Annotated in this window: 21 protein-coding genes; 10 read left to right on the plus strand and 11 right to left on the minus strand. The window is 61.0% G+C overall.

Annotation, left to right across the window (positions count from 1 at the left end; all coding sequences use genetic code 11):
• Positions 1-104 precede the first annotated feature (104 nt).
• The 8 genes from nikE to SFY93_RS12350 form a co-directional block, all read right to left on the minus strand.
• Positions 105-1,805 (minus strand): nickel ABC transporter ATP-binding protein NikE, encoded by a 1,701-nt coding sequence (gene nikE, locus SFY93_RS12315; RefSeq protein ID WP_320447302.1) that lies wholly within the window; start codon positions 1,803-1,805, stop codon positions 105-107.
• The gene (locus SFY93_RS12320) at positions 1,802-2,650 is read right to left on the minus strand and encodes an ABC transporter permease (RefSeq protein ID WP_320447303.1); all 849 of its coding nucleotides are present in this window, start codon (positions 2,648-2,650) and stop codon (positions 1,802-1,804) included. Before SFY93_RS12320 ends, nikE begins: the two co-directional genes overlap by 4 nt.
• Entirely contained in the window at positions 2,647-3,678 is a 1,032-nt protein-coding gene (locus SFY93_RS12325) for an ABC transporter permease (RefSeq protein ID WP_170849808.1), read from the minus strand. The genes SFY93_RS12320 and SFY93_RS12325 overlap by 4 nt, the downstream gene beginning before the upstream one ends.
• Before the next feature lie 112 nt (positions 3,679-3,790).
• Entirely contained in the window at positions 3,791-5,407 is a 1,617-nt protein-coding gene (locus SFY93_RS12330) for an ABC transporter substrate-binding protein (protein ID WP_414717114.1), read from the minus strand.
• A 150-nt stretch (positions 5,408-5,557) separates the two neighbouring features.
• Positions 5,558-6,988: an NAD(P)-binding domain-containing protein gene (locus SFY93_RS12335; protein WP_320447304.1), complete on the minus strand. Its 1,431-nt coding sequence runs from the start codon at positions 6,986-6,988 to the stop codon at positions 5,558-5,560.
• On the minus strand, positions 6,985-7,743 hold the full coding sequence (locus SFY93_RS12340) for an SDR family oxidoreductase (protein ID WP_320447305.1): 759 nt from the start codon (positions 7,741-7,743) through the stop codon (positions 6,985-6,987). The genes SFY93_RS12335 and SFY93_RS12340 overlap by 4 nt, the downstream gene beginning before the upstream one ends.
• A 4-nt stretch (positions 7,744-7,747) precedes the next feature.
• On the minus strand, positions 7,748-8,722 hold the full coding sequence (locus SFY93_RS12345; protein ID WP_320447306.1) for an NAD-dependent epimerase/dehydratase family protein: 975 nt from the start codon (positions 8,720-8,722) through the stop codon (positions 7,748-7,750).
• Positions 8,723-8,867: 145 nt separating this feature from the next.
• Positions 8,868-9,614, minus strand: coding sequence for a GntR family transcriptional regulator (locus SFY93_RS12350; RefSeq protein ID WP_320447307.1), 747 nt, complete (start codon positions 9,612-9,614; stop codon positions 8,868-8,870).
• Positions 9,615-9,819: 205 nt separating this feature from the next.
• On the opposite strand from SFY93_RS12350, the gene SFY93_RS12355 reads away from it, so the two are divergent.
• Genes SFY93_RS12355 through hydA form a run of 5 tightly spaced genes read left to right on the plus strand, consistent with a single transcriptional unit; the run spans position 9,820 to position 14,635 of the window.
• Complete coding sequence (locus SFY93_RS12355; RefSeq protein WP_320447308.1) at positions 9,820-10,824, plus strand: ABC transporter substrate-binding protein; 1,005 nt, start codon at positions 9,820-9,822, stop codon at positions 10,822-10,824.
• Between the two features lie 8 nt (positions 10,825-10,832).
• Positions 10,833-11,648: an ABC transporter permease gene (locus SFY93_RS12360; RefSeq protein ID WP_320447309.1), complete on the plus strand. Its 816-nt coding sequence runs from the start codon at positions 10,833-10,835 to the stop codon at positions 11,646-11,648.
• Positions 11,649-11,651: 3 nt separating this feature from the next.
• A complete protein-coding gene (locus tag SFY93_RS12365) occupies positions 11,652-12,440 on the plus strand; it encodes an ABC transporter ATP-binding protein (protein WP_320447310.1) in 789 nt (262 codons plus the stop codon).
• A complete protein-coding gene (locus SFY93_RS12370) occupies positions 12,437-13,162 on the plus strand; it encodes a maleate cis-trans isomerase family protein (protein ID WP_320447311.1) in 726 nt (241 codons plus the stop codon). Before SFY93_RS12365 ends, SFY93_RS12370 begins: the two co-directional genes overlap by 4 nt.
• A 48-nt stretch (positions 13,163-13,210) precedes the next feature.
• Positions 13,211-14,635, plus strand: a complete 1,425-nt coding sequence (gene hydA, locus SFY93_RS12375) for a dihydropyrimidinase (protein ID WP_320447312.1) — start codon at positions 13,211-13,213, stop codon at positions 14,633-14,635.
• On the opposite strand, the gene SFY93_RS12380 is transcribed toward hydA, so the two are convergent.
• Positions 14,621-15,511: a LysR family transcriptional regulator gene (locus SFY93_RS12380; RefSeq protein ID WP_320447313.1), complete on the minus strand. Its 891-nt coding sequence runs from the start codon at positions 15,509-15,511 to the stop codon at positions 14,621-14,623. The genes hydA and SFY93_RS12380 overlap by 15 nt on opposite strands.
• Positions 15,512-15,606: 95 nt before the next feature.
• On the opposite strand from SFY93_RS12380, the gene SFY93_RS12385 reads away from it, so the two are divergent.
• The 3 genes from SFY93_RS12385 to SFY93_RS12395 all read left to right on the plus strand — a co-directional run bounded on the left by SFY93_RS12385 (position 15,607) and on the right by SFY93_RS12395 (position 19,417).
• Positions 15,607-16,581 (plus strand): NAD(P)H-dependent flavin oxidoreductase, encoded by a 975-nt coding sequence (locus SFY93_RS12385; protein ID WP_320447314.1) that lies wholly within the window; start codon positions 15,607-15,609, stop codon positions 16,579-16,581.
• Between the two features lie 50 nt (positions 16,582-16,631).
• Positions 16,632-17,816, plus strand: coding sequence for an ABC transporter substrate-binding protein (locus tag SFY93_RS12390; RefSeq protein ID WP_414717143.1), 1,185 nt, complete (start codon positions 16,632-16,634; stop codon positions 17,814-17,816).
• A gap of 83 nt (positions 17,817-17,899) precedes the next feature.
• Positions 17,900-19,417, plus strand: a complete 1,518-nt coding sequence (locus SFY93_RS12395; RefSeq protein WP_320447316.1) for an acyl-CoA synthetase — start codon at positions 17,900-17,902, stop codon at positions 19,415-19,417.
• A gap of 98 nt (positions 19,418-19,515) precedes the next feature.
• Here SFY93_RS12395 and SFY93_RS12400 read toward each other — a convergent pair whose 3' ends face one another.
• Entirely contained in the window at positions 19,516-21,009 is a 1,494-nt protein-coding gene (locus SFY93_RS12400; RefSeq protein ID WP_320447317.1) for an aldehyde dehydrogenase family protein, read from the minus strand.
• A 261-nt stretch (positions 21,010-21,270) separates the two neighbouring features.
• On the opposite strand from SFY93_RS12400, the gene SFY93_RS12405 reads away from it, so the two are divergent.
• Together SFY93_RS12405 and SFY93_RS12410 are read left to right on the plus strand one after the other, a co-directional pair.
• Positions 21,271-22,122, plus strand: coding sequence for an SDR family NAD(P)-dependent oxidoreductase (locus tag SFY93_RS12405; protein WP_320447318.1), 852 nt, complete (start codon positions 21,271-21,273; stop codon positions 22,120-22,122).
• A gap of 20 nt (positions 22,123-22,142) precedes the next feature.
• Positions 22,143-23,123 (plus strand): aldo/keto reductase, encoded by a 981-nt coding sequence (locus tag SFY93_RS12410; protein WP_320447319.1) that lies wholly within the window; start codon positions 22,143-22,145, stop codon positions 23,121-23,123.
• A 144-nt stretch (positions 23,124-23,267) separates the two neighbouring features.
• Here SFY93_RS12410 and SFY93_RS12415 read toward each other — a convergent pair whose 3' ends face one another.
• Positions 23,268-24,770 carry an aldehyde dehydrogenase gene (locus tag SFY93_RS12415; RefSeq protein ID WP_320447320.1) on the minus strand — a complete coding sequence of 501 codons (1,503 nt, stop codon included), beginning with the start codon at positions 24,768-24,770 and terminating at the stop codon, positions 23,268-23,270.
• Positions 24,771-24,986 lie beyond the last annotated feature (216 nt).

Genomic DNA, 24,986 nt, shown 5'->3' on the forward strand with positions numbered 1-24,986 from the left:
AAGGTATCCGGCGCCGGTGCAACTCACACTATAGTCGGTATGGTTACGCCAATGGAACCGGACAAGGCTGACAGCTGAGGCCTTTCGCCGCTGGCCACCCGCGGCTAGGCGCCGGCGGCCATTTTTTCCGCGGCGATCATCTCGATATGCGGAACTGCATCGACGAGCTCGCGGGTGTAGTCGGTCTTCGGGCTGTCGAACAACTGATGGCTCTCGCCTTCCTCGACGATGGCGCCGTTGCGCAGCACAATGGTCCGCTGACACATCATGCGCACGACGTTGAGATCGTGGCTGACGAACAGGAAGGCGAGATTGTCTTCGCGGCGCAACCGGTCGAGGAGCTGCAGCACCACGGCTTGAACGGAGACGTCGAGGGCGGCCGTCGGTTCGTCCAGCACCAGAAGCTTCGGCCGGCAGGCAATCGCGCGGGCGATGCCGATGCGGGCCTTCTGGCCGCCCGACAGCTGATGTGGAAACCGTTCCAGAAGATTGGCGGGCAGGCCGACGCGGTGAGCGCATTCGCCGACGCGTTGGCGCAGCGCCGCCCCGTTGCGCATGCCGAGCAGGCGGATCAAAGGGTGTGCGATACAGTCGAAAGCATTGAAGCGCGGATTAAGGCTGTCGTTCGGATCCTGGAAGACGATCTGGATCTCGCGGCGCTGCGGCGCACGGTGGAATTCGCGCGCGGGAATATGGCTGATCGACTGACCGTTGAAATTGATGGTGCCTTCGCTCTGATCGAGCAGGCGGCAGATCATACGCGATGTCGTGCTCTTGCCGGAGCCGGACTCGCCGACCAGGCCGACGCTTTCGCCGGACGCGATGGCCATCGAGAAATTCGCGACGCCAACAGTGCCGTCGTCGAAACGTTTGACGAGATCGAGAACTTCCAGCAGTGGCGGCGTGCCATGCACCGGCTTTGGCGGCGGAGCGAGGGGGACGGCTGGCACCAGTAGCTTTTCGTCGTCGGTCACGAGATCCTCGACCCGCGAGGTCGCGGTAGGCGACGCTGCGACGAGCCGCTTGGTGTAGGGATGCTGCGGCGACCGGAACAGCGTCAGGGCGTCGGCTTCCTCGACAAGCTTGCCCTGTTCCATCACCACGACGCGGCGGCAATAGCGGGCGGCGAGGCCGAGATCGTGGGTGATGAGGATCGTCGCCATGCCCCGCTCGGCGGCAATGCTGGCGAGGAGATCCATCACCACCTTTTGCGTGGTGACATCGAGGCCGGTGGTCGGTTCGTCGGCAATTAGTAGTGCCGGATTGCTGGATATCGCCATGGCGATCATGACGCGTTGGCACATGCCGCCAGAGAGTTCGTGCGGATAGGCGTTTATCCGCTTTTCGGGATCGCGGATTTTCACAGCGTGCAACAATTCGAGGGATTGCGCGCGTGCCTCGGAGGCCGAGATCTTGCGATGCGCGAGAATGGCATCGGCGATCTGCTGGCCGATGGCGCGGATCGGATTGAGCGCCCCGCGCGGATTCTGGAAGATCATCGCCATCGCCGAGCCGTGCATCTCACGCAGGCTGGCGCTGGTCATCTTGGTGATGTCGCGGTCACGGAAACTGATGCGGCCGCCGGAGATCTTACCCGATGCGTCCAGCAGGCGCGTCATCGCAAACCCTGTTACGGATTTTCCGGAGCCGCTTTCGCCGACGATGCCGAGCGTCTCGCCTTCGGTCAGCGATAGCGAGATTCCGCGCACGGCCTCGACCGGGCCGCGGCGTGTCGAGAACGTGACCTGAAGGTTTTCGATATCGAGCAGCGGCTTTGGTGTCGTCATTACGTTCGCTGCGATCATGTACGTTGTCTTGGATCGAGAATGTCACGCAGCCCGTCGCCGAGCAGATTGAAGCACAGCACGGCGAGCATCAGCGCCAGGCCGGGAAACGCTACCAGCCACCATTTGCCGGTGGAGATGAAGCGCGCGCCTTCGGCGACCATGATGCCCCATTCGGGCGTCGGTGGTTTCACACCAAGGCCAATGAAGGAGAGACCAGCGGCATTGATGATCGCCCAGCCGAGATTGAGCGACATCTGCACCACCATCGCCGGCAGCACGTTCGGCAGTAAAAAGCGCAGCACGACGGAGATATGGCTGTCGCCGCAGGCGCGCGCGGCCTCGACCCAGCCGAGGTTGCGGCGCACGTTCACTTCGGCGCGTGCAAAGCGGATGTAGAACGGCAGGTTGATGATGGCAGTGGCAATCACGATGTTCTCGACGCGGTTGCCGAGTGCAGCGACCATGGCCATGGCCAGGACGAACAGCGGGAACGCCATCAGTACATCGACGAAGCGACCTACGGCGCGATCGAGCTTGCCGCCCGAATAGCCGCAGAGGGCGCCGATGACGGCGCCGAGCGCGAAGGAGATGCCAACCGCAGAGACGGCGATGGCGAGGTCGAGCTGTGCGGCGACGATGATGCGGCTGAACACATCGCGGCCAAGTTGGTCGGTGCCGGCCCAATGCGCCGCACTCGGCGGCATCAGCGCGTTCTGAACGTTCGACGCGATGGGATCATAGGGCACGATCCACGGGCCGAAGATACCGACAAAGATCAACAGCGACGCGCCGACAGCAGCGATGCCGGTGATGGGATTGCCGCGCAGGATGAAGGCGGCGTGTTGAAGGGTTGCGCTGCTCATCCGATGGAAATCCTGGGATCGGCGATGCCATAGAGCACATCGACGACGAGATTGACGATAACGAAGACCGAAGCCATCAGCAGCACGAAGCCTTGCACGGGTGCGTAGTCCGACGAGAGCAGGGCGTCGAGTGCATATGACGCGACGCCGGGCCAGGAGAACACTTTCTCCACCAGCACATTGGCGCCGAGCATGGTGGAGAACACGATGCCGGCGATTGTGATGACGGGCAGGATCGCGTTGCGCAGCGCATAGGTGACGATGATCCGCCACCACGACAGGCCGACAGAACGCGCGGTGCGAACGAAGTCGCTGCCGAGCGAGGCCAGCATCGAGGCGCGGGTGATGCGCGCCAATGGCGCGATAACGAACAGCGCCATGGTGCAGGCCGGCAGGATCAATTGTTTGAATGCGGCCCACCAGCCATCGAAGTCGCCGGCGAGCGCAAAGTCGATCAACAGGAAACCGGTATGTGCTGGCGGTAGCGTCGTGAAGATATCGACGCGCCCGGTCGGATCTGGCGACACGCCGAACAGATAATAGAAGATATAGATCAGCAGCAGCCCCGACACGAAGGTCGGGACACAGACCCCGAGCGCACAGAATAGCCTTACGCCGTGATCGACCAGCGATCCTGGTTTAAGCGCTGCAAGGACACCCAGCGGGATTGCGAGAACAAGTGCGATCAGAAGTGCCGAGAAGGTCAGTTCGAGGGAAGCGGGCAGGCGCTCACGCAGGTCCTTGGTGACGTTCTGGCCTGTCATCAGCGAACGGCCAAGATTGCCGCGGCCGACGTCGTAGAGATACAGGAACAGTTGCTGTGGCACGGGCTTGTCGAGACCCATCTGTTTGCGGATGGTCTCGATCTCTTCCTTGCCGGAGTTGGGTCCCGAGGCAAAGAACACGGCGGGATCACCCGGCAATACGCGCATCAACAGGAAGGTGAAGATCAGCACGCCGAACAACGCAGGCAAGGAGGATGCGAAGCGTCGCGCTGCACGGATGGCCGTTGCGCCGAGAGTCGTCATGATCGGTTACTCGTAGTCATGGGCAGCTCGCTGAAGTTAAGTTCGCAAACTGTGTAGATCCGAAGCGCCGCTGAGGGGCGCTTCGGGATTCGCTCGCATGGTGCTCGGAAAATCACTTCCGGCTGAGGTCGCGGTAATCGACCTGGCGATGGAACTGATAGGTGTAGCCCGTCAGGTTCGAGGCCATCACCGCGTCCTGGCTCGGTTGCCACAGCGGAATCTGGGGCATCAGATCGAAGTTCATCGCGTTCAGCACCTTGCCGTCGGCTTCGTACTTGGCCTTGTCAGCCTCGAAACGAGCCTTCTGCGCGACCGCGGTCAGCTCGGCATTATCGATAGAGCTGTAGTTCCAGCGCTGATTGCCGGTGTAGAAGTTGCGGTAGAAGTAGTCGGTCGACGGCAGCCAGGCGACGATGCCCTCGGTGAAGAAGGGCAGCTTCTTCTCGGTGATCTGAGTCGACATCTGCGCATCCGGCAGCTTCTGGATATCGACCTTGATGCCGATCTTGGCGAGCGATTCCTTCAGCAGCGCAGCCATCGGCTCAGCAGTTGCCGACTGGCCCACATTGAAGCTGAACGTGGTCGAGAAACCGTCCGGATAGCCTGCGGCCTTCAGATAGGCCTTGGCCTTTTCGAGGTCGAGCTTGATCGGCTGCTTGATCGGAAATGCACCGCTCGGCGGCTTGCCATCGGCCCAGGTCGCGCCGGCCAGCAAATCCCCGCGGCTGAACAGTGCCGCCTTGAACATGTCGTCATAAGGCAGCGCATAGGCCACGGCGCGACGCACGTCCGGCTTGTCGAAGGGAGCCATCTGGTTGTTCATCGAGATGAAGGTGATGGCGTTATACTGCGGCGTCGAGATCACCTGCAGCTTGCCCTTGGCCTCTAATGCCTGCGCGTCGCTGGCCTGCAGATCGATGACGATATCGGCGTCACCTTTTTCAACCAGGTTGGCGCGCGTTGCCGGTTCCGGCACCGACTGGATGATCAGGCGCTTGAAGAAGGCCTGCTTGTCGCCGGCGGCACGATTCCAGGCGTCGTTGCGCTTGAGGATGACCTGCTCGCCGGGCTTGAAGGTCTCGACGATATAGGCGCCCGATCCGGCAGTGTTTTCCTTGAGCCAGGCCTGTGCCCACGGATCTTCCTCGGTGGCGTGGGCCTTGGCGAGTTTCGAATTGATGATGATCGGATAGACCGTGGCGAGGTTAGGCAGCGCCAGTTTGTCCGGCTGCGGCAGTGTTACTTCGAATGTCGTGGGATCGATCACCTTGAACTGGCTGGCATCGGTGAGCGAACCGGTCAGCAGCTGCGCCTTGCCAAGGATCTTGGCGGTGACGGCGCGGTCGAGCGACCACTTCACGTCCTCGGCTGTGACCGGCGAGCCGTCCTGGAATTTCGCGTCGTTGCGCAGCTTGAAGGTGATCTTCAGGCCATCCGGGCTGACAGAGTAGGACTCTGCGAGTTCGCCGCGGATGGTGTCGAGATCGAACACCCATTTGCCATTCAGTTGCTTGCGGCCGAACGAGACGAGACGGTCATAGGTCGAGAGGCTGACGGCGAAGGCTTCGCGGGTCGAGCCGGGAATATTGGGATCGAGCGTGTTGACGGCGGCGCCGGTCACGTAACGCAGCGTCTCGGCGCGGGTCTGCGCCTTGGCAGGAACGGCAGCGGTGAAAAATGCCAGCGCTGCGGCGGCGCCGAGCATCTGCTTGGAATAGATCAGTCCCATAACCCTATCCTCTGAATTCGACGGAAACTCTGAACGGACTCGTCAGTGCCGAGGCTGTCGAGCGACTCATCCACTGAAGCAAGGAACGCGCCAAACGATGGTCGATAGGTGCCAAGCGGAGAACTTTCCCCGTCGGGATAATTTGGTCCTTTAGCTTTTTGCCGCAGCTTCCGTCGCCCTTGCAATGGTCACTTGTGGAACGTCGTAGGCCTCGAACGCGGTCCAGTATCGCTCGATATCCGCGCGGAACAAGCCGCGCGTCAGGCCATGCACCAGTTTCGGGATCGCGGTGGTCATCGCATTGATCGATGACCCCGACGGGCCGAAGCTCATGGTGGACGCAATTGCGAAAAGATGGATGTCGGCGATCCACGGCGTGGTGCCGGGAACGCGTTCCATCAGCGCGTAATCATCGCCGAGATATGGAAAACGGCCGAGGCGCGGGCTGAACTCGGTATCCGGCGGCTGGTAGCGATCAGACCAGATCGCGATATTGCCGGCGCAGCTCTGTAGCTCACGACGGCCTGCGAAATCCATGTCGATTCCGGTTCCGCAGATCACGAAGTCTGCGGTGAAGGTACCCTGTGGCGTCTGCAATGTAACTTGGTTGCCTATTTTTTGTGCCGACTGAACGGGCGCGTTTTCGTGGAGATGGAAGCCGGCATGCCGTGCACAGCGATCCCAGGTCGGCTGTGGGAAGCCTTCGCGCAAATCCATGAGCCGGCGCATGAAGCGCCAGCGCCAGGCATCGTCGAGTTCGCTGAAGTGACGCAGCAACCCACGGAAGGTTAGCCAGTGGTAGGGCTGCACGATCTGGATTTCGGCGCGGCGGCACAACAGGTGCACCTCAGCGCCGGCTTCGAGCGCGGTTGCCGCATTGTCGAAGGCGGATGCGCCGGCGCCGATCACGGCGACGGTCTTGCCGCGCAGAGCTTCGAAATCGATATCCGCGGATGCATTCACGCAAAGCGATGATGGCAGGTGCTGGAGTTGCTCCGGGATCATCCAGTCGCCCATGCCTTCCTGTCCGGTCGCCAGCAGCACCTTGCGCGCATGGATGATTTCGATGCCGCCGGCGCTTTGTACGGTTGCTGCAAGCAAGCCGTTGGCGGCAGGCCCAATGTCCCGGACCTCGCAGCCATTGCGTACAGGCGCGCCGGTAATGCGCCTGAACCACAGCAGATAGTCCGCCCAGTGTCCGCGCGGGATGCGATCGAGCGCCTGCCAGTGATCCTTCCCGAACATGGCTTCGTGCCATGACTGATAGGTGAGAGCGGGGATGTCGAGATCAGGGCCGGTGAAGTGTTTGGGGCTGCGCAGCGTCGGCATGCGGGCGTAGGTGAGCCAGGGGCCTTCGCGGCCTTCTGCGCTTTTGTCGACAACGAGTATATTGGTGACCTGTGATCGTAGCAGGCCAAAGGCCGCTGTGACGCCGCCCTGGCCTGCGCCGACGATGAGGACGTCCAGCGCGGGCGTACCGTCTGGCGCAGACTTCGGCTGCAGCCAGGGCATGTTCGGATGGGCGATCTTGTGGAGATCGTCGCGGACCTGTGCTTCCAGCGCCTTGAGCGCGTCATTCATGCTGCAAGCCATCCGCCATCGACCGGCATGACCGTGCCGGTCGTGAAGGAGGATGCGTCGCTGGCCAGATGCAGCGCGGTCTGCGCGACTTCCTCGGCCAGACCGAACCGCTTCATGGCGTGACGGTTGCGCGAGGCGTCGCGCACGGGTTCAGGGTCCGCATGGCGCGCGAAACTGCGGCGCAGCAGCGGCGTGTCGATGGCGCCCGGCGCGATCGCATTGACGCGAATACCGTCGGTGGCGAAATCCACCGCCATGGTGCGCGTCAGGCTGATGATCGCGCCTTTCGCCGCGATATAGGCGCTGTTGCCCTTGCCGCCGGCGATCGCGAGCTGCGAAGCCAGCGTAATGATCGAGCCCTTGCCTTGCTTCTGCATCTGCGGAATCGCCGCGCGCGCCCATAGCCAGGTGCCGCCGACATTGGTGCGAAACACCGCGTCCCAATCGTCGGGCGCCGTGGTCACCACGGTGCCGCCGCAGGAGAACCCGGCCGAGGTTATCAGCACGTCGAGTTGACCACGCTGCGCGATGACGTCGCAAACAACTTTCTGCGCGAAATCGCCGTCGCCGACATCGCCGACATGCATCGATGCCTCGTTTGCATTAGGCAGCATTGCCAGTGTTTCTTTCAATGCGGCCTCGTCGCGATCGACCAGTGCGACAAACGCGCCTTCCTGCGCGAACAGCATGGCACTCGCCTGGCCGATGCCAGAGCCTCCGCCGGTGATGATTGCTGTACGTCCCTGAAGCTTCATGTCATCACCCTATGCTGTGCCGCGCTGACCAGTCGGTCAGATCCGCGGCTGAGTCGGTGCAGCCGAATTTGGCGCGCCATCCGAATTCCTGCGCCAATCGCGCGACCGATAACGGTGCCCTGTCGCTGTCACTGTGCAGATCGATGGTTGGGGTTTCGCCGGTGCTGGCCAGGCGGCAAACAAAGCCCGGATGGGATTCTGCCAATTGCTGACCCCACTCCAGCGCTGACCACGGGGTGGCGGTTGAGATGTTGTAGAGGCGATGCTGCGTCTTCGGCGCCTCGATCAGCAAAGTCATGGCATCGGCGACATCGGGCGCATAGATCCAGTCCCGCACGCCGGAACGGACCAGAATGGCGGCGCTCTGCTTCGCGTGCGCCGTGAAAATCTGCATCAGCGGGCTGAGCGTATCCCGTACGCCTGTTGCACGCTCCCATGGTCCAAACACGGCGCTGAGCCGCACGCTGATGAAATCGGTCTGCCAGAGCGCGGCGAGGCGCGCAGCGACCTTTTCTGACGCGAATTTGGTGATGGCGTAAAGCGAAACGGGATCGCAAGGCAGCTCTTCGTCAAGCAGCGGATATTTGAAGGCAGAGGCGCCGTAAGCGCCGGCGGACGACAGGTTGATCACCCGCTTGATGCCATGGCGTTGCGCCGCCATCAGGATCGGCGTCTGCGCCATCAGGTTGACTTGCAAAATGCTTTCGGGATCGGCGGCGTCGCGCTCCGCACCTGCCGTGATCGCAGCGCCGAGAACAATAGCATCGAAGCCGGGCGCGATGACGCTGTCGATTAGTGTTCGATCTAGCACATCGCCGGTGATGACCGAGAGCCTGTCGCCATAGTCAGCGAAGGCGCGCTGTGCCGCCGGCGGCAGGCCTGCACGGTCGAACAGGGTGACCGCATGGCCGCGCTTCAGCAGGGCTTCCGCGATATTCAGCCCGACAAAGCCGGTGCCGCCAAAAACGAGAATCTTCATCGATCAGCCTATGAACCGCGGGGCGGTCCTTCGCCCCTGTTTGGACCATCGCGCTCCATGCCCAAAGCACGTTTTGCAGGCGCTTGGCGATTATGCGGTGTGCAGCGATACGGGCCCAGGCTTTATTCGTCGTGATAGAGGTCTGCTAGGTCTTCGCATCGGTCGCAATCTTCAATGTCGCAAGAACGGCATCGCCCGTCTTGCGCGTATGCGCGCTGAGGGAGGCCGCAAATCCTTGTGCGTCGCGCGCGCGAAGCAGGGCCATGAAAGCCTCGTGTTCCCTGACGGATTCCGTCCACCGTGCCGCGTCATAATTGGCGGTGGCCCGTGCCCGATAGATATTCGCGTTCAACGTCGTCCAGATATTGAGGAGCACGGGATTCTTGGCGAGCCTGGTAATCTCGATATGGATGTCCTGGTTCAGCCTGAAATAAGCCGGGCGCGATGCTTCGCGATGAAGGGCAACAAGCCGGTCGTGCATCGCGCTGAGCCGGGCAATATCTTCATCCGTCGCGCGCATTGCGGCCTCGGCGCCGGCAACGCCGTCCAGTGCGACCATGATCGCAAAGCTGTTTGCGATTTCTTCCCTGTCGACCGGGGTGACGACAGGGGTGCGGTGAGGGCGCAGTTCGATCAGCCCTTCGGAGGCCAGTATCTTGAATGCTTCGCGCAACGGTGTGCGCGATACGCCGAACGTTTCGCACAACATCTTTTCTGGCAAAGGGGCTCCGGCCTGGAGTTCGCCATCGACGATCATTTCGCGCACCTTCGCGACAAGTTGATCGTGCAGCGACATACGGTCCAGCGGCCGTTTTGAATGATCCGAGGAGAGTTTCAGCCGCGTCGGCTTGAAGCGCGTCCGAAGCTTCGCGCGTGGGGAAATCTCACTCATGGTTCAGTCTCTCGGGTGGCGAGGTTGCCTCCAAACGACATCCTTCGCCCAAAAATGCAGCATCGAAGTCGAGGTTATAATAATTCATAGTAACTGATATTACTATATAATTTTACGATTGTATATCGTATCCGGATTGGCATGAGGCTTGCTGAGTGGTGGACGTATCATGAATTCACCGCCACCCGCTCCGGAGATTGCGACGATGAAGAAAAATCTGCTCGGCATTCTGATTGCGCTTTGTTTGGCATCGATTGCCCCGGCCGCGATGGCCCAGTCCGAGTCGGTGATCAAGCTCGGCTATGCGAAATGTGCGCATTGCACACCGATGTCGCTCACCCCGCAATACGCCAAGGGCGTCCAGATCGATGCGGTTGGATTTAACACAGGCACGGATGCGCTGACTGCGCTTGTTTCGAAGAACATCGACGTCGCCCAGGTGACCTATCTTCATTATGCGATCGCGCTCGACAAGGGTTTCGACGTGGTCGCCATTTCCGGGCAGGTCAATGGCGGTTCGGCAATGTTGGTCGGTAATGATCTGTCGATCGTTCCGAATGACTGGGCTTCACTCAAGAAAGTCATCGCTGACTACAAGACAGCGGGAAAGCCATTCCGCGTCGCGGCGTCCCGCGGCAACGCGCAGGACATTCATATGCGCGGCGCCTTTGCCAAGCAGGGCATCGACATCAACAAGGACGTGCAGTTCGTCAACATTCCCAATCCCTCCGATCACCTTCAGGCGCTGCGTCGCGGTGAAATCGAGCTGATCTGCACCGTGGAGCCCTTCGCCACGCAGATCCTTCAGGCCAAGGCCGCCAAGATGTTTGGCCTTCCCTACGATCAGGCGGCGGGAAAGCTCACTAACCTGATCCTGACGCGATCCGATGTCGTCAAGGATAAGCCGAAGCAGCTCGAAGAGACCGTGCGTGCGGTTGTGAAAGTCGATGAATTCGTCGCGGCGGACAAGGGTGCCCTGATCGACGTGATTTCCAAGATCACCGGCCTCGACAAGGCCATCGCCACAGGCGCTGTCGAAAACCTCGATCCGGATCCGAGGATGTACCGCGCATCGGCGCTCGCCATCGCAGCGATGATGCGCGACCTGAAATATATCAATTCCGACGTTTCGGCGGCCGTCGAGAAGAACATGGACTATCGCTTCCTGGAGGCTGCCACCGGCAAGCCGAAATCCGAACTCGGTTACTGAGTCCGGTGATGTGCCAAATCGTCGCGATGTTGAGACGGCTGGATCGGTATGTCGTACCGGTCCTGATCCTGGCGGGCTGGGAAGCGTTTTCCCGATCCGGCGCACTGCCGGCGGCGCTGTTGCCGGCGCCTTCCACCGTGGCCTGGGCCTGGGCGGATTGGGTGTTGGGCACCGACGGCAATACCCAGACCTATAGCGGCCACTGGCTGTTCGACATGCTCGCCAGTCTGTCGCGCGTTCTCGCGGGCTTCGCCATCGCCACGGCGCTGGCCGTGTCGGTCGGGGTCGCCATCGGGTGGTCCCGCACTGTCGAGGTGATCATCGAGCCGACGCTGCAGACGCTGCGGCCGATCCCGCCGGTATCGTGGATTCCGCTTGCCATCATCTGGTTCGGCATCGCCAACAAGCCGGCGATTTTCCTGGTGTTTCTCGGTGCGTTTTTTCCGATCCTGCTCAATACGATTCACGGCGTGAAGACCTGCGATCGCAATCTGATCCGCGCCGGCGCGATGGTCGGCGGCGGCAATCGCCAACTGCTGCGCTTCATCGTGCTGCCGGCCGCGCTGCCCAGCATCTTTGCCGGTCTGCGGATCGGCATCGGCTCGGCCTGGATGCTGACGGTGACGGCGGAGATGGTCGCTGTGAAAAGCGGCCTTGGCTATGTGCTGTGGGATTCCTATTATTTCCTGCGCTACGACCTCGTCCTCGCTGCGATGGCCAGCATCGGGCTGCTCGGTTTTCTCAGCGATTTCGGCATCCGTCTCGTGATGGCGCGTGTGCTGCACTGGCAGCGCAACACGACGATCCAGAGCGGGGAGAGCTAGGTCATGGCGACGATCGAAATCTCCGGTGTCTCCAAGGTCTTCAAGGACGCGAAACGCAAGGCCGATGTCACGGCTCTCGACGACATCAATATCAAGGTGGAGAAGAACCAGTTTCTCTGTCTGCTCGGCCCCAGTGGATGCGGCAAGTCCACGCTTCTCAATATGATCGCAGGCTTCGAGAAGCCGTCATCCGGCACCGTCACTGTCGATGGTCAATTGATCACGGCGCCCGGCTCGGAGCGCGGCGTGGTGTTTCAGCAGGCCAACCTGATGCCGTGGCTCCCGGTCTGGGAGAATGTCGGCTTCCACCTGCTGCTGCGCGGCGGCCAGAAGGCCGTGCGTCGCGAAACAGCACAGCGCTATATCGACATGGTCGGGCTCACGGGATTTGAAAATCATTATCCGTCCGAACTGTCAGGCGGCATGAATCAGCGTGTCGGCATCGCCCGTGCATTGCTGATGAATCCGCAGGTCATCCTGATGGATGAGCCGTTCGGCGCGCTCGATGAGCAGACCCGGATGGATATGCAGAATGAACTCGTCCGGATCTGGCAGGAACACCAGGGCACGATCGTTTTCGTGACGCACGGCATCGACGAAGCACTGACGCTGGGCACGCATGTTGCCGTGATGAGCGCCCGCCCGGGGCGTATCCGCGAAATCATCCCGTTGGACCTGCCGCGGCCACGCGACATCACCAGCCCGCAGTTCAACGAAATCAAACGTCACGTTCTCGATCTGCTTCGATCTGAACGGACGAAACCATCCCTCGAAACTCTGGATCATCCATGACCAAACGTGTGCTTCTCGGAATGCTGACGCCTTCGTCGAACACGGCGCTGGAGCCGATCACGACTGCTATGCTTGGCGAATTGCCCGAAGTCTCGGCGCATTTCTCGCGTTTCAAGGTCACGGAGATCGCGCTGTCGAACAAGGCGCTCGCCCAATTCGACAATTCGGAAATCCTGCGGGCCGCAGAATTGCTGGCTCATGCGAAGGTCGATGTCATCGGCTGGAATGGAACATCCTCTGGCTGGCTCGGCTTTGAGGCGGATGTCCGCCTGTGTGAGCAGATCACCGCAGCAACCGGGATTCCTGCGACGACGTCGATGTTAGCTCTCAATGAGATTCTTGAACATCAAAGGGTGAAGCGTCTGGGGTACGTGACGCCATATCTGGACGACGTTCAGGCCAAGATTCTGGAGAATTATGAAAAGCTGGGCTTTGCGTGCCAGGGTGAACGCCATCTCGGCCTGCAGGATAACTTCTCGTTCTCCGAAGTGCCCGTTGTGCAACTTGAGGATATGACGCGGGACGTGGCCAAGGAAAAGCCAGACGCTATCACGATCATCTGCACCAATTTGAGAGTTGCACCATCCGCGGCGAAACTGGAAAGGGAGACGGGCATTCCGGTCTATGACACCATTGCCACGGTGGTCTGGAAATGCCTGAAGATGGCTGGTGTCGATACCAAACGCGTCACCCAATGGGGATCGCTGTTTCAGCAAGTCTAGTATTTGTCTGTATGCAACCTGCGTTGCTGAATTGATGAGGTTTTGCTCATGACCGCTTTCGATACCGTCATTCGTCATGGCACCATTGCAACCGCGAGCGAAACCTACAAAGCCGATGTCGGTATCAGGAACGGCCGCATCGTTGCCATCGGCGAAGCGCTGACCGACGCGAACGAGACGGTCGATGCAACCGGTCTGCTGGTGCTGCCCGGCGGTATCGACAGCCACGTTCATATTGCGCAACCATCCGGCCCCGGCATCGTGATGGCCGACGATTTCGAAAGCGCCACGCGCGCCGCAGCCTTCGGCGGCAATACTTTCGTGATGCCTTACTGTCTGCAGGCGAAGGGCCAACCGATCCGCGAGGCGTTGAAGAATTATCACACGCTTGCCGATCAGAATTGCCATATCGATCATTCCTTCCACCTGATCATCGCCGATCCCAGTGAAGCGGTACTCGGGCAGGAGCTGCCAGCCTTGATCGCCGATGGATACACCTCGCTCAAGGTCTTCATGACCTATGAAGACCTTGCACTGAGCGATCTGCAGATCCTGCAGGTACTGGCCGTGGCGCGTGAATCCGGTGCACTGGTTCAGGTTCATGCGGAGAATTACGACGCCATCCGCTTTCTGGTCGACAAGCTCGAACGCGACGGCAATGTCGGCCCGTATTTTCACGCCAAGTCGCGGCCTATCGTCGTTGAGCGCGAAGCCACGCACCGGGCGATCTCGCTGGCGGAACTGGTCGACGTGTCGATGGTGGTGGTTCATGTCTCCAATCGGGAGTCCATGGAAGAGATCCGCCGCGCTCAGATGCGCGGGTTGACGATCCATGGCGAGACCTGCCCGCAATATCTTGTGCTGACCGAAGAGGATCTGAAGGATCTGGGTATGGAGGGCGCGAAATATGTCTGCTCGCCGCCACCGCGCGATCTCGCCAGCCAGCAGGCGTGCTGGGAAGGTTTGCAGCAGGGCGTATTCACACTGTTCTCGTCGGATCATTGCCCGTTTCGCTATGACGACGTGCAGGGCAAGCAACCACCCAACGCGCGTACCAGCTTCCGCTGGATTCCGAACGGCATTCCCGGTGTCGAGACGCGCCTTCCGATCCTGTTCTCGGAAGGTGTCAGCAAGGGCCGCATCACGCTCAACCAGTTTGTGGCACTGACCTCGACCAATCATGCGAAGACCTATGGCCTCACCGGCAAGGGCTCCATCGCCATCGGCTACGATGCCGATATCGCGCTGTGGGATTCGAAGCGCCAAGCAACGCTCACCCAGGCGAACTTGCATCACGGCGCCGATTACACGCCTTATGAAGGTTTGGAGATTACGGGCTGGCCGGTGGCAACGATGTTGCGCGGGAAATTCGTTACGCGCGACGGCAAGCTCGTCGGTGGAAAAGGCGAGGGACGCTATGTCAGCCGTGCGGCGCCATTTCCCGGCAAGGGCGCGACATCATCGGCCGCGTAACAGCGCGCGGTCGTCGCGCGCGCAGGCAGTGATGAATTCCAGCACGGCGCGCACCGACGGCTGATCGATGAGGTCCGGATGCGCCAGCAGCCAGATATCAGAGAGGCTGGCCAGCTTCTGCGGTGCCACGCGGATCAGATCCGCATGGGCGTCGCCGACGATGCATGACAGCACGCAGATGCCAATTCCTGCGCGGACGGCTGCAAGCATATCCGCTTGCGACGAGCAGCGGATGGCGACGGTGGCGTCCTTGGTGATGTGGTCGCTCCAGCGTCCGAGTTCGGAATTCGACGATTTGTCGGCGAAGCCGATGACAGTGTGGTCCTTCCAAGCGGCCCGCTGTTCGGGCAGCGGGCATCGCGCTGCGTAATCGCGCGAGGCGTAGAAGCCAATGCCGAGCTTGGCAATTTTCCGCCCGGTGAGATTTTCGTCGCCGGTCTGATACAGCCGGAGCACGATGTCGGCCTCGCGCTTGCGCACGCTGACCGGGAAGGGATGTGTCACCAGCTGGATCTCGACATGCGGATGCTGGCGGATGAAGGCGCCGATATGCGGCATCAGCCAGAAATTCGCGAGCGTCGGCCCGATGGACACCTTGACCACGCCGCGTGCGCTCTGGCCCGACGCGCCGGCGGCGGCTTCCGCTTTCAGCGCGGCCTCGGCCATCGCTTTGGTGCTCTCATGAAAGCGCCGGCCACGCGCCGTCAGCACCAGCCCTTCGTCGGAGCGCACGAACAGCTTGGTGCCAAGTTGCTTCTCCAGCGCCGCGACCTCGCGGCTGACGGTCGGGTGGCTGGTGCGCAACTGCCTGGACGCGCCGAGATAGCTTCCGGCGTCGACCACGGCATTGAAGGTGCGACAAAGATCCCAGTCCATGTGATCAAATCCGAAAGGCTTATTGTTCAAATTCGAACAACACGAGCGGGCGGTCAACCCCTATAGTTCGATTATAAAAATATAAGGAAACGCTTATGTCGCTCCCCAAAGCTCTCGATGGCACCCTCGAGCTGCCTGTGCTCGGTTCCCCGCTGTTCATCGTCTCCGGTCCTGAACTCGTCATTGCGCAATGCAAGGCCGGTATCGTCGGTTCGTTTCCAGCGCTGAATGCGCGGCCGGTGGAAGTGCTCGATCAGTGGCTGACGCGCATCGAGGATGAGCTCGGCGAATACAAAGCGAAGAATCCCGGCAAGAAGGTCGCGCCCTATGCGGTGAACCAGATCTGCCACGCGTCCAACGACCGGTTGATGAAGGACATGGAAACCTGTGTGAAGCACAAGGTTCCGATCATCATCACCTCGTTGCGCCCGCCCTCGGAGATCGTCGAGGCCGCGCATTCCTATGGCGGCGTCGTGTTTCATGACGTTATCAACGTCAAGCATGCGCGCAAGGCAGCCGTGCAGGGCGTCGATGGACTGATCCTGGTCTGCGCCGGTGCGGGTGGCCATGCCGGCACGCTGTCGCCCTTTGCGCTGGTGCGCGAAGTGAAGCAGTGGTTCAAGGGGACTGTGCTGGTATCTGGTGCAATCTCTGACGGTTACGGGATTGCGTCGGCGCTCGCGCTCGGCGCAGACCTCGCTTATATGGGCACGCGCTTCATTGCGACCGAAGAAGCTAATGCCGACCCGGCCTACAAGAAGGCGCTGACCGAATTCGCCGCGCATGACACGGTCTACACCAACCTGTTCACCGGTATTCACGGCAACTATCTTGGCCCGTCCATCGCAGCCGCCGGCCTCGATCCCGATAATCTTCCGGTGGCTGACAAGACCAAGATGAACTTCGGCTCCGGCGGTAACATGAAGGTCAAGGCCTGGAAGGACATCTGGGGTTGCGGCCAGGGCATCGGCCAGATTACCGATGCGCCGTCGGTGGCAGAACTCGTGGATCGCCTGAAGCGCGAATATGCGGAAGCGACCGGAGACTTTGCGAGACGGGCACGCGCATAAGCGCGGCCCGATAAAAATATAACGGGGAGAAGACAATCATGACATCAGTCATGCTGAGGACGCTTGGGCTGTTCGCTTTTGCCGTCTGCGTGAATGCGCCGACGCAAGCTGCGGCCAACAGCAAGGAAGAGATCAAGATCGGGCAGACGCTTCCCTATAGCGGTCCGCTCTCGGGCTTCGGCGTGATCGGCCGTGCGCAGGAAGCCTATTTTGCCAAGCTCAACGCCGAAGGCGGCATCAACGGGCGCAAGATCAAGTTCATCAGTCTCGATGACGCCTATTCGCCGCCGAAGACCGTGGAGCAGACCCGCAAACTGGTGGAGCAGGATGAGGTTCTGATGATGTTCGGGACGCTCGGCACCGCGACCAACAACGCGGTGCATCGCTATTTGAACAGCAAGAAAATCCCGCAGCTGTTCGTGCTATCAGGCGCGACCAAATGGGCGGATCCGAAAGGTTTTCCGTGGACCATGCCGGGCATGGCCGCCTATGAATCGGAAGGGGTTGTCTACGCCAAGCACGTGTTGAAGACCAAGCCGGATGCCAAGATCGCCATTCTCGCGCAGAACGATGATCTCGGCAAAGACTATGTGGCTGGCTTTAAACGCGCGCTGGGCGACAAGGTCGCCAGTATGATCGTATCCGAAGCGACCTATGAGACCAGTGCGCCGACGATCTCGTCGCAGCTTGCGGCGCTCAAGTCGTCCGGCGCGAATGTGCTGTTTGGTGCGGTGGTCGGCAAATTCTCGTCGCAGATGATCAAGGGCGTTGCGGAAATCGGCTGGAAGCCGGACCTGATGTTCGTCCCTACGTCCGCTTCGTCGATCACCTTTCTGGAGCCGGCAGGTCTGGACAACGCCACTGGCCTGATCACGTCGAGTTATCAGAAAGACATCAATGACGCGTCATGGGCCAACGACGAGGACGTGAAGGCCTATTTCGCTTTCATGAAAGAGAGCCTGCCGTCAGCCGATCCGCGCAACACCAATTATGCGACCGGCTTCCTGAATGCGCATCTCATCACGCATATCCTGAAAGCGTGCGGCGATGACGTCAGCCGGGAGAATATCCTGCGTCAGGCGACGTCGATGAAGAACGTCAAGCTGCCGCTGTTGCTGTCGGGCGTCACGGTCAATACCGACAAGGATGACTATCTTTCGTTCCAGCAACTGCGGCTGCGCCGTTTCAACGGCAAGAACTGGGAAGGCTTTGGCGAATTGCTCGACGACCAGTGAGCATCTGTACCATCACATCGACAGAACAAGGATCGAAGCCAGCGATGGCTTCGATCGATTCAAGAACAATATAAGGGCGGACAATGATTATCAGCGGCGACCGGGCGATCAGCTATCCGGACATCATGCAGCGCATCGCCAAGGTGGCGACCGGGTTCAAGAGCCTCGGCGCAGGCGCCGATGCGCCGGTCGGCATGATGCTGCGCAACGATTTCGCGCTGTTCGAGACTGCGTTCGGCGCCGGTGCGCTCGGCGCGCGTGTGGTCCCGATCAACTGGCATCTTAAAGGTGAGGAGGTCAGCTACATCCTCGCCGACAGCGGTGCGAAACTGCTGGTCTGCCACGCTGATCTTTTGCCGCAGATCAAAGATAATTTGCCCGCGGGATTTCCGATCCTGATCGTCCGCACGCCGCCGGAGATCGCAGTCGCCTATGGTGTTGCCGAAGCTGCGACCGAGGTGCCTGTAGGCGCCACGGACTTCGATGTTTGGCGCGAGTTGCATGCGCCGGTGGAGAACGCGCCGAAGCGCGCGCTGACCATGTTCTACACGTCGGGCACCACGGGCCGTCCCAAGGGCGTGACCCGCGCGGCCATGACGCCGGAACAGGCTGCGGCATCCGAGCGCGTCGGCGGCATCGCCTATGGGCTGAAGCCGAACGAGGATCAGATCATCCTGATGAACGGGCCGATGTATCACTCGGCGCCAAGCTCCTACGGGCTGATGGCATTCCGTCATGGCAGCACGATCGTGCTCGAACCGCGTTTCGATCCCGAAGATCTGCTGCAGCTCACCGAGAAGCACCGCATCACCAACATGCATATGGTGCCGACTATGTTCGTGCGGCTGCTGCGTCTGTCGGACGAGGTGAAGTCGCGCTACGACCTGTCGTCGCTGCGCTTCATCATTCATGGCGCAGCGCCGTGCCCGATCCATGTGAAGCAGGCGATGATTGCGTGGTGGGGACCGGTGATCAACGAGTATCTCGGCTCCACCGAAACCGGGGTGCCGATCTGGCATTCATCGGAGGAGGCGCTGAGGAAGCCGGGCACCGTCGGTCGCACCATCGAGGGGGGCGTGGTCAAGATCTTCGATGCGGACGGCAAGGAATGTCCGGTCAATGTGCCCGGTGAAATCTTTATGCGGCAGACCTCGGTGCCGGATTTCAACTATCAGGGCCGCCCGGACGCGCGGGCGGAAGCCGGTCGTGAGGGCCTGATCAGCGTCGGAGACGTCGGCTATCTCGACGAGGACGGCTATCTCTTCATGTGTGATCGCAAGCGCGACATGGTCATCTCCGGCGGTGTGAATATATATCCAGCCGAGATCGAGAACACGCTGATCGGCATGGACGGCGTGCGCGACTGCGCGGTGTTCGGTGTGCCTGATGACGAGTTCGGCGAACGGCTGGTGGGCTGCGTCGAACTCGAAGATGATGCGCAGCTCTCCTCGTCCGAGATCCAAGCCTATCTCAAGCAGCGGTTGGCGAACTTCAAAGTGCCGAAGACAATCCATTTTCATGATGCGCTGCCGCGCGAGTCGACCGGCAAGATCTTCAAGCGCAAGCTGCGCGATCGATACGGTGCCGCGCCGGTCGCTTAATCGCCAATGGTCATCGCAAGGACTCCTTGCGATGACGGCGCAAAAAAAAGGCGCCGGGCTCGTTGCTCGGCGCCTTTTCTTTTCGATGACAGCGGCGATCAGGTGTTGATCCAGACCGCCTTGATGTTCAGATATTCGTCGATGTGATGCACGCCGGATTCGCGGCCATAGCCGCTCATCTTATAGCCGCCGAATGGCACCGCGGGATCCATCGCCTGATAGCAATTGATCCAGACCGAGCCGGCCTGCAGGGACTTCGCGAGGCGATGCGCCTTGCTGACATCTTTGGTCCAGACGCCGCTGCCGAGGCCGAAGGTGGTGTTGTTGGCGCGCTGCACCAGTTCGTCCATGTCGGTGAAGGAGATCGCCGAAATCACCGGCCCGAAGATCTCTTCCTGCGCGATCTTCATGGTGTCCTGGACGTTGGCGAACACGGTCGGCTGGACGAAGAAGCCCTTCGACAGTTCACCGTCCATCAGGCGGCCACCACCGGACAGCGCCTTGGCGCCTTCGCCGCTTCCGGTGGTGAGATAGCCGGTGACGCGATCGAGCTGTTCCTTGGAGACCAATGGCCCGAGCTGGGTGTCGGGATTGGCACCGTTGCCGACCTTCAGTTTCTTGGCGAATTCGGCGACGCGGCCGACGAACTCGTCATAGATCTTCTTTTCGACGAACAGGCGGGTGCCGGCGCTGCAGATCTGCCCGGAATTCGCGAACACCGCCATGGCAGCACCGGGGACGGCGGCATCGAGGTCGGCATCCGAGAACACGATGTTCGGCGACTTGCCGCCGAGCTCGAGCGACACGCGCTTGAGGTTGCCGGCCGAGGCGCGGATGATCGACTGGCCGGTGAAGTGGGAACCGGTGAAGGCGACCTTGTTGACGTCCATATGCGAGGCCAGCGCGGCGCCGGCGGTTTCGCCATAGCCCGGCACGACGTTGATGGCGCCAGCCGGGAAGCCGGCTTCCAATGCCAGCTCACCGAGGCGTAGCGAGGTCAGCGGTGCTTCCTCAGCCGGCTTCAGCACAATGGTGCAGCCGGTGGCGATGGCAGGGCCGATCTTCCAGATGCTGGCTGACAGCGGCGAGTTCCACGGAATGATCGCGCCGACGACGCCGACGGGCTCCTTCAGCGTGTAGGAGAAGATCTCGCCCGGCAGCGAGTTCTCGATGGTCTCGCCGTAGATCAGCGTGGCCTGGCCGGCATAGAAGCGCAGCATGCCGAGGATGCGCTGCTTGCCAGCGAAAGTGCGCATGACAGGCGCGCCCATATCGAGTGTATCGAGCATCGCGAGTTCATCGAAATGCTTCTCGACAAGCTCGGCGAATTTCAGCAGCAGCGCCTGGCGCTCGTAGGGCTTGGCCTTGCTCCATGGGCCTTCGAAGGCGCGGCGGGCGGCGGCGACCGCAAGGTCGATATCCCCAGCATCGCCTTCGGCGACGGTGGCAAGCAGTTCGCCGGTGGCTGGATTATGCGTTTCGAACTTCTTGCCGGATTGGGCGTCCTGCCATTTGCCGTCGATCAGCATCTGCTTGTAGGAGCCGTTCGCGTAAGGGTGCGCGGTGGCAGAGATTGGCTGCATCAAGCCCATAATGTGATCCTCCCGGACGTTTGATTGAAGTGTCGTTGTAGCGCGCGGAATATATCGTTTTCACGAAACGGGTAAAGGCGGGGAACCCGAAACGACTTGCATGGGAGGTCTTCGCGACCAATTCATGATCGTGAATTCGTTCGCGGTGACGTGAATGCGGATTAGTGTCGTGCGTGATATTGAGACCGCCACGCTCATTTGTCCGGATCACGTCCTGATCGATTGGACGCCTTCTAAAATCCCGAATTGCTGGAGTGCACCATGACCCACACCGCTCTGTCCGCCGGTTCTGTAGCCGTCATTACGGGAGGCGCCTCCGGCATCGGCTTGGCCGCAGCGACAGCCTTTGCGCGACTGGGAATGCGCATCTGCATCGTGGATCTCGGCGAGAATCGTTTGACTGAGGCGGCTGGCAAGATCGCCGGTGTGGCGCGCGGCGGGCGTGACGATGTGATGACGGCCGCTGTCGATGTCAGTGACGTCGCCGCGATGACCAGACTCGCGGCCGACGTGCAGGCCCGCTTCGGCGGCTGCGATGTTTTGATGAACAATGCCGGCATTCAGGTGCCGACCTCGGCGCTCGGGCCGCGCGACAATTGGGAGCGGCTGCTTGGCGTCAATCTCTGGGGCATCGTCAATGGCTGTCAGGCCTTCGCTGTGGACATGATCGCGCGCAAGCGGCCGGGCCTGATCATCAATACGGGCTCTAAGCAGGGCATCACAACGCCGCCCGGCAATCCCGCCTACAATGTCTCCAAGGCCGGCGTGAAAGCCTATACCGAAGCGCTGGCGCACGAGCTGCGCAACACCGAGGGATGTCAGGTCTCCGCACATCTGCTGATCCCCGGCTTTGTCTTCACGCCGCTCGCGGCTGGCGGGCGCAGCGAGAAGCCGGATGCAGCGTGGACAGCCGAGCAGACCGTGGACTTCATGATGCAACGGCTCGAAGCCAGCGACTTCTATATCCTGTGTCCGGACAACGACGTGCCGCGCGCACTCGACGAACGCCGCATGTTGTGGGCCATCGGCGACGTCGTGGAAAATCGACCGGCGCTGTCGCGCTGGCATCCCGACTATGCCGACGCCTTTGCGGACTTCGTCAAACGCAAATAAAACAACAAGGGAGAAACGCCGTGGACTATGTCAAATTTGGAAATACCGGCCTGGACGTCTCGCGTCTGTGTCTGGGCTGCATGACCTATGGCGTCTCCGATCGCGGCGCGCATGCATGGACGCTGGACGAGGACAAGAGCCGGCCGCTGATCAAGCAAGCGATTGAGCTCGGCATCAATTTCTTCGACACGGCGAATGTCTATTCGGATGGCACCTCGGAAGAGATCGTCGGTCGCGCGCTGAAGGACTTCACGCGCCGTGACGATGTGGTGCTGGCGACCAAGGTCTTCAACCGGATGCGGCCGGGACCAAACGGGGCAGGCCTGTCGCGCAAGGCGATCATGACCGAGGTTGATCACAGCCTGCGCCGGCTCGGCACCGATTATATCGATCTCTACCAGATCCATCGCCTCGACAAGAACACGCCCCTCGAGGAGACGCTTGAAGCGCTGCACGACGTCGTGAAAGCCGGCAAGGTCCGCTATATCGGCGCGTCCAGCATGTATGCGTGGCAGTTCTCCAAGGCGCTCTATACGTCGCGACTGAACGGTTGGACTGAATTTGTCAGCATGCAGAACCATGTGAATCTGCTGAACCGCGAGGAAGAGCGCGAGATGCTGCCGCTCTGCGCCGACCAGAAGATCGCTGTCATGCCGTGGAGCCCGTTGGCGCGCGGGCGTCTGACACGCGCCTGGGACCAGACCAGCGAACGCCAGCAGACCGATGAGTTCGGCAAGACGCTCTATGTGCAGTCCGAGGAGTCCGATCGCAAGATCGTCGAGCAGGTTGCCGCGGTCGCCAAGGCGCGCGGAGTACCGCAGGCGCAGGTCGCGATGGCTTGGCTGTTGCAGAAGAAAGGGATCACATCGCCGATCATCGGCGCGTCGAAGCCGGCGCATCTCACCGATGCGGTGGCGGCGCTGTTGTTGAAGCTGACGAGTGAGGAAGTCGCATCGCTTGAAGCGCCGTATGTGCCGCATGCCGTGGCTGGGTTTGGTTAGCGCCCATTCACTGTCCTCATGGTGAGGAGCGCGCCGCTTGGCGCGCGTCTCGAACCATGAGTGTGTCGTGCATCCTTCAAGGCGCGCGCGAAGTACGCGCTCGTCAGGATGAGGACGGAGTATTCGACTAAAACGACGTTCGTCTCAGCTATACCGCTTCTCCTGCCCATCGTCCGCATACCAGTCGAACGGCTCGTCCGAGAGATTGACGATCACGTTCTGGATCTGGGTGTATTCCTCATAGGCGACAATGCCGTTCTCGCGGCCGATACCGCTCATCTTGAAGCCGCCCCAGGGCGAGCAGGGATCGATGCGGTGGTGGTCGTTGATCCAGACGATGCCACTCTCCAGCCGATGCGCAACGCGATGGGCGCGGGTGACGTCGCGGGTCCAGATCGAGGTGGCCAGGCCGAATTCAGTGCCGTTGGACAGCGCGATGGCTTCCTCTTCGGTGTCGAACGGGATCACGACGACGACTGGTCCGAAGATCTCTTCCTGCGCAATGCGCATGCTGCCGGTCACGCCAGTGAAGATGGTCGGCTGATGATAGTAGCCGCTCTCGAAGGCCTTGCCGTCCGGGCGTTTGCCGCCGGCGGCAAGCGTCGCGCCTTCTTCCAGACCGATCTTGACGTAGCGCTCGGTGAGTTCGCGTTGTTTGGCCGAGACGAGCGGACCCATCTGCGTCGCCATGTCCTGCGGATCGCCGATCCGGATCGCATTGGTGCGCTTCACCAGCTCGGTGACGACGGCGTCATGCACGGAGCGTTGCACCAACAGCCGAGCACCTTGCACGCAGGTCTGGCCGGTTGCGATGAACGAGGCGAACAGGGCCGCCGCGACGCCGCGCTCGATCGGCGTATCGTCGAACAGGATGACCGCAGCCTTGCCGCCAAGCTCGGCTGCGACCTTGGTGAGGTTGGCGCCGGCCATGGATGCCACCATCTTGCCGGTTTCGGTGCCGCCGGTGAGGTCGATCTTCCTGATGCGCTTGCTGGTGGTCAGAGCCTTGCCGGCGGTCGCACCATAGCCGGGCACGACATTATAGACGCCGTCGGGCACACCGGCCTCCTTGAAGATGTCGCCGAGCAGAAGAGGTGTGATCGGCGCCAGTTCGCTGGGCTTTACCACCATCGTATTGCCGGCCGCCATCGATGGCGCGATCTTCTTGGTGAGGATCAGGAGCGGATGATTCCATGGCGTCACATGGCCGACGACGCCGAGTGGCACCCGGCGGGTATAATTCAGGAAGTTGCCGCCGAACGGCGGCACGGTGTCCTCATGAGTGCGCGCCAGAGCGCCGAAATAGCGAAACCATTCCGGCAGCCGACCTAGCTGGGCGGTCATTTCGCGGCGGGCGCGGCCGATCTGATCGACCTCGATGGTCACCAGTTCGGGGAGCTTTTTGGCCAGCAATTCGCCGGCCCGGTGCATGATGTCGCCGCGTACCGCGCCCGGTGTCGCCGCCCAGATTTTGCCGGCGCGTTCGGCGGCGTCGATGGCCAGATCGATATCCTTTTCGTCCCCCTCGGCGACATCGGCCAGATGGCTGCAGTCCTTCGGGTTCTCGATCCTGATGGTGCGGCCGGTCGAGGCTGGCTGAAACCGGCCATTGATATAAAGCCCGAACGGGCGACCATCGTTCATCATTGGCATGTCCTTGAATTTGCATCGTGATCGGCCTGACGGCGGTAGCCGGTTCGGCGGACTATGACTAATCAGAAACAGGTGATTTTGCGATCAACGCGCGGTTGCAGCGCGGTGATTGAAACGGGTCGCTTAAACCGATTGCAGAAAGTCGCTTATGGATTCTTTGAGCCCGGAAAGGCGCTCTTAACCGGTATTCATGCACGTTGGCGATGACGC

The sequence above is a fragment of the Tardiphaga sp. 42S5 genome (assembly GCF_034044155.1).
Lineage (GTDB): Bacteria > Pseudomonadota > Alphaproteobacteria > Rhizobiales > Xanthobacteraceae > Tardiphaga > Tardiphaga robiniae.

Bases quoted from the DNA above. Each gene is read 5' to 3' on its own strand.
- nikE (WP_320447302.1), bottom strand. From the start codon at position 1,805: ATGATCGCAGCGAACGTAATGACGACACCAAAGCCGCTGCTCGATATC.
- SFY93_RS12320 (WP_320447303.1), bottom strand. From the start codon at position 2,650: ATGAGCAGCGCAACCCTTCAACACGCCGCCTTCATCCTGCGCGGCAAT.
- SFY93_RS12325 (WP_170849808.1), bottom strand. From the start codon at position 3,678: ATGACGACTCTCGGCGCAACGGCCATCCGTGCAGCGCGACGCTTCGCA.
- SFY93_RS12330 (WP_414717114.1), bottom strand. From the start codon at position 5,407: ATGGGACTGATCTATTCCAAGCAGATGCTCGGCGCCGCCGCAGCGCTG.
- SFY93_RS12335 (WP_320447304.1), bottom strand. From the start codon at position 6,988: ATGAATGACGCGCTCAAGGCGCTGGAAGCACAGGTCCGCGACGATCTC.
- SFY93_RS12340 (WP_320447305.1), bottom strand. From the start codon at position 7,743: ATGAAGCTTCAGGGACGTACAGCAATCATCACCGGCGGAGGCTCTGGC.
- SFY93_RS12345 (WP_320447306.1), bottom strand. From the start codon at position 8,722: ATGAAGATTCTCGTTTTTGGCGGCACCGGCTTTGTCGGGCTGAATATC.
- SFY93_RS12350 (WP_320447307.1), bottom strand. From the start codon at position 9,614: ATGAGTGAGATTTCCCCACGCGCGAAGCTTCGGACGCGCTTCAAGCCG.
- SFY93_RS12355 (WP_320447308.1), top strand. From the start codon at position 9,820: ATGAAGAAAAATCTGCTCGGCATTCTGATTGCGCTTTGTTTGGCATCG.
- SFY93_RS12360 (WP_320447309.1), top strand. From the start codon at position 10,833: ATGTGCCAAATCGTCGCGATGTTGAGACGGCTGGATCGGTATGTCGTA.
- SFY93_RS12365 (WP_320447310.1), top strand. From the start codon at position 11,652: ATGGCGACGATCGAAATCTCCGGTGTCTCCAAGGTCTTCAAGGACGCG.
- SFY93_RS12370 (WP_320447311.1), top strand. From the start codon at position 12,437: ATGACCAAACGTGTGCTTCTCGGAATGCTGACGCCTTCGTCGAACACG.
- hydA (WP_320447312.1), top strand. From the start codon at position 13,211: ATGACCGCTTTCGATACCGTCATTCGTCATGGCACCATTGCAACCGCG.
- SFY93_RS12380 (WP_320447313.1), bottom strand. From the start codon at position 15,511: ATGGACTGGGATCTTTGTCGCACCTTCAATGCCGTGGTCGACGCCGGA.
- SFY93_RS12385 (WP_320447314.1), top strand. From the start codon at position 15,607: ATGTCGCTCCCCAAAGCTCTCGATGGCACCCTCGAGCTGCCTGTGCTC.
- SFY93_RS12390 (WP_414717143.1), top strand. From the start codon at position 16,632: ATGCTGAGGACGCTTGGGCTGTTCGCTTTTGCCGTCTGCGTGAATGCG.
- SFY93_RS12395 (WP_320447316.1), top strand. From the start codon at position 17,900: ATGATTATCAGCGGCGACCGGGCGATCAGCTATCCGGACATCATGCAG.
- SFY93_RS12400 (WP_320447317.1), bottom strand. From the start codon at position 21,009: ATGGGCTTGATGCAGCCAATCTCTGCCACCGCGCACCCTTACGCGAAC.
- SFY93_RS12405 (WP_320447318.1), top strand. From the start codon at position 21,271: ATGACCCACACCGCTCTGTCCGCCGGTTCTGTAGCCGTCATTACGGGA.
- SFY93_RS12415 (WP_320447320.1), bottom strand. From the start codon at position 24,770: ATGATGAACGATGGTCGCCCGTTCGGGCTTTATATCAATGGCCGGTTT.